At 39.0% G+C, this 3078-nt stretch carries 5 protein-coding genes and 1 pseudogene; all 6 read right to left on the bottom strand.

The window, feature by feature from the left end; all coding sequences use genetic code 11:
- Positions 1-150 (bottom strand): annotated as a pseudogene (locus tag ACFIKR_RS08505) (exonuclease); the annotation flags it as partial.
- Position 151: 1 nt separating this feature from the next.
- Positions 152-979, bottom strand: coding sequence for a RecT family recombinase (locus tag ACFIKR_RS08510; protein WP_375635684.1), 828 nt, complete (start codon positions 977-979; stop codon positions 152-154).
- A gap of 82 nt (positions 980-1061) precedes the next feature.
- Positions 1062-1544, bottom strand: coding sequence for a hypothetical protein (locus ACFIKR_RS08515; RefSeq protein ID WP_375647878.1), 483 nt, complete (start codon positions 1542-1544; stop codon positions 1062-1064).
- Positions 1545-1549: 5 nt separating this feature from the next.
- Positions 1550-2011, bottom strand: a complete 462-nt coding sequence (locus ACFIKR_RS08520) for a hypothetical protein (RefSeq protein WP_375647879.1) — start codon at positions 2009-2011, stop codon at positions 1550-1552.
- 8 nt (positions 2012-2019) lie between these two features.
- Positions 2020-2571 carry a hypothetical protein gene (locus ACFIKR_RS08525; protein ID WP_375647880.1) on the bottom strand — a complete coding sequence of 184 codons (552 nt, stop codon included), beginning with the start codon at positions 2569-2571 and terminating at the stop codon, positions 2020-2022.
- A gap of 113 nt (positions 2572-2684) precedes the next feature.
- Positions 2685-3065 carry a hypothetical protein gene (locus ACFIKR_RS08530; RefSeq protein WP_375635681.1) on the bottom strand — a complete coding sequence of 127 codons (381 nt, stop codon included), beginning with the start codon at positions 3063-3065 and terminating at the stop codon, positions 2685-2687.
- Positions 3066-3078: the final 13 nt, after the last annotated feature.

Genomic DNA, 3078 nt, shown 5'->3' on the forward strand with positions numbered 1-3078 from the left:
TGTTAAGCGCTCTGTTATGAGTTTGATTTTGTAGTCTTCATATTTGCTTGTAGGCAATCCTTTTGCTGTCTTACTGATAATGTTGTAAACATTAGATGCGGTGACTTTACCCAAGCGTGCTTGGAACCATTCTGCTGTTCTTTGTTCCATCTCACACCACCGTTCTTTGTTCTTGTGGTGCATATTCTATATCTTGGACGTGAATATATTCGGCATCTTGTATAGGCGCTTCTATTTGCTTTTGTTGTAGGAAAGATTGTTCTTTTTCATGCTGTCTCTTTTGCAAAACATCCAAAATCCTTTGTGCTCTTTCATCAGGAAGATCTTCAAGCTTTTGGACTCGTCCATACTCAAGCACTTTTTCTTCTTCTGTTTGAGTGATGTTTATTAATTGTTTGATTTGCGTAAGCACGTCATAAGAAACTAACTTCGTTTGTACGTTATGGTTTGCTTCATGGATACGTGCGGCTTCATCTTCTTCATAAATACCGGAAAGCCCGAAAGCATAGCGAGCACATTGTATAGTGGCTTTATGGCGCAACATACGTGCGGGGTATTTTTTCCAAGGTTCACTGTGGGCTTGTTCGCATTCTTTGCGATATTCGGTGACTTCGATAGGGTCTTTAATGCCTTTGAGACGAATAGCACATTTGATAGCAATGATATTCCCATCCTCATTGAGTTGATCTTGAAAGGTCATGCCATCAAAGTCAGGATTTGATTTGATGATCTTTATCCAACCGTCGATAGAAACAACGGGTATGATGCCGCCGCCTTTTTTAGGGAGTGCATAGATTTCTTTTGTTAAAGGGTTAAGTCCATAAGTATTGGCAACAAAAAGAAAAACGGCAAATTCTGCATCAGTGATGACACTAGCATTTTTATCTCCAATACAAGTTTTTATGATTGTGGCTCGAAATTCTTCAGCAGAAAATCCATATTTTTCTGCCATTTCTTTTAAAAAAGTAGAATTTGTCATCTTGATTTCCTACATTGCGCGCAATTCACCCGTGGCGTGAATCACGCATCTGTTAAAAGGCTGGTTGGTTGTTAGAAAGTGCTTATACGCTCTGTCTTTTCCTAGGGATATGTTCGGCTTTTCTACTATAACTAATATGTGTGTTGCCTGAAATACATGTGTTACCACACACAACAGCTTCACCACCAATATGAGCTTTTTCACAAATTTTGGCATTGCCGTGAATTTCGGCTATTCCGTAAACTTGCGCATTATCGAAAATATGTGCATTGGATTCAACACAAGCGTTTCCAAAAACATTAGCATTTCCATAAATACGTGCATTACATGAGATACGTGCTCGTCCAAATACTTGTGCATTCTCATAAATTTGAGCATTATTGCAAACCTTTGCCCTATCCCCAACCCAACAATCGCCCTCATGAGAGAGGTTACCTTCATGCTCTATATAACCGCCTAGGTCACCTTTCTTGATGTTTCCAAAGTTTCTCAGTGCACGGATGCGACGAACTAGTCGACGATAGAGAATGTCTATTTCATCAGTAAGTTCATATTTCTTTTCCATGATTACTATTTCTCACGTTCTTCGATTACGGTGGAGCCACTAATTTTACAATTTCCAGCAATGTTTACACGACAGCAAATATATGCTTGATTGTAAATTTTAGCATTTCCGTAAACGTGTACACTTTCCCCTATAACAGAATTCCCATAAATCCGCGCATAGTCAAAAACCTTGGCATTATCTCCAACATAAGCACCACCAACTTCGGCATAATCAGAAACTTGTGCATTGCCATAAACGCGTGCATTCCCATAAACCCGCGCATCATCATAAACTTTGGCATTACCGTAAACTTGTGCATTGCCAAAAATCCAACAGTCTCTCTTATGGCTTAAGTTGCTCTCTTTTTCTATAAAACCGCCTATGTCACCTTTTTTGACATATCCAAAGTCTCTTAATGCTCTAATTCGGTGAAGAGTTCTTCCATCAAACACAATTTTTTCATCAGTAAATTCGTATTTTTTCATCTGGTTTGTTACCTAGTTGAGATTCTTTTATCGCCATCAATCCAGTCGTCCCAACATACACATGCTTCACCGTAAATTTTTGCATGACCGTAAACATGCGCATCACCGGAAACTTCTGCATTGCCGTAAACACGCGCCCTATCATAAATGTATGCCTTTTCGTAAACTTGTGCATTGCCATAAACTTCTGCATTATCAAAAACGTGCGGTTCACCGCAAATATATGCATCACCGTAAACTTCTGCATCACCGTAAATGCATGGTTCATCGCAAACTTCTGCTTTGCCATAAATACGAGAATTGTTGTAAACATGTGCATAACCGTAAACTTGTGCATTTTCGTAAACCAAGGCATCACCAAAAACCTTGGCATAACCATAGACTTTTGCATAATCCCCAATCCAGCAATTACCACGATGCGATAGGTTGTCTTCTTTCTCGATATAGCCTCCTAAATCACCTTTCTCGACGTTTCTAAAGTCTCGTAATGCGCGAATGCGGTGGAGAGTTTTGCCCCCAACTTCGATTGTTTCATCAGTAAATTCGTATTTTTTTTCCATTATTTTACTCCTTTAAGTTAGACTCTGCCTTTGTCGTTCTTGCAAAAGAACGGCATTGCATTGTGTGGTGAATTTTTTGAAAAGGAGGCGTCTTTTAAAAACGCCTTTAGCTTTTAAAGCACATCACAAGGACGCAAACGGTGTTGTTTTTCGTAAGAACCATACATTGCATCATCATATTCGCGCTGTTTTATATCATCTAAAAAAAAACCGTATGCTGAACTATGCGTAACAAAGTCGTGAGGAATGTTTCCGTTGAAACACTGCTCTTCACATTCTTTAAGATAGAATTCGGCAATATCTTCAGAGATGTCTTCGCAACGATTAGTCGTTGGTTCAATACGCAAAATTTGGACAGCATTATCGGCTTGGTCGATAAAATTGATAATGTCCTTTTCTTCGAAGAAAGTTCCATATTTAGCGAGATTTTGCTCTTCATTTTCGCACATCACTAAGAGAATTTCATCAGATTTTATAAACACTGGTTTTGTCACAAATGCCTCCATA

It is taken from the genome of Bartonella sp. MR30HLJHH (assembly GCF_042194195.1).
Classification (GTDB): Bacteria; Pseudomonadota; Alphaproteobacteria; order Rhizobiales; family Rhizobiaceae; genus Bartonella; species Bartonella grahamii.

Bases quoted from the DNA above. Each gene is read 5' to 3' on its own strand.
- ACFIKR_RS08525 (WP_375647880.1), bottom strand. From the start codon at position 2,571: ATGGAAAAAAAATACGAATTTACTGATGAAACAATCGAAGTTGGGGGC.
- ACFIKR_RS08520 (WP_375647879.1), bottom strand. From the start codon at position 2,011: ATGAAAAAATACGAATTTACTGATGAAAAAATTGTGTTTGATGGAAGA.
- ACFIKR_RS08515 (WP_375647878.1), bottom strand. From the start codon at position 1,544: ATGGAAAAGAAATATGAACTTACTGATGAAATAGACATTCTCTATCGT.
- ACFIKR_RS08510 (WP_375635684.1), bottom strand. From the start codon at position 979: ATGACAAATTCTACTTTTTTAAAAGAAATGGCAGAAAAATATGGATTT.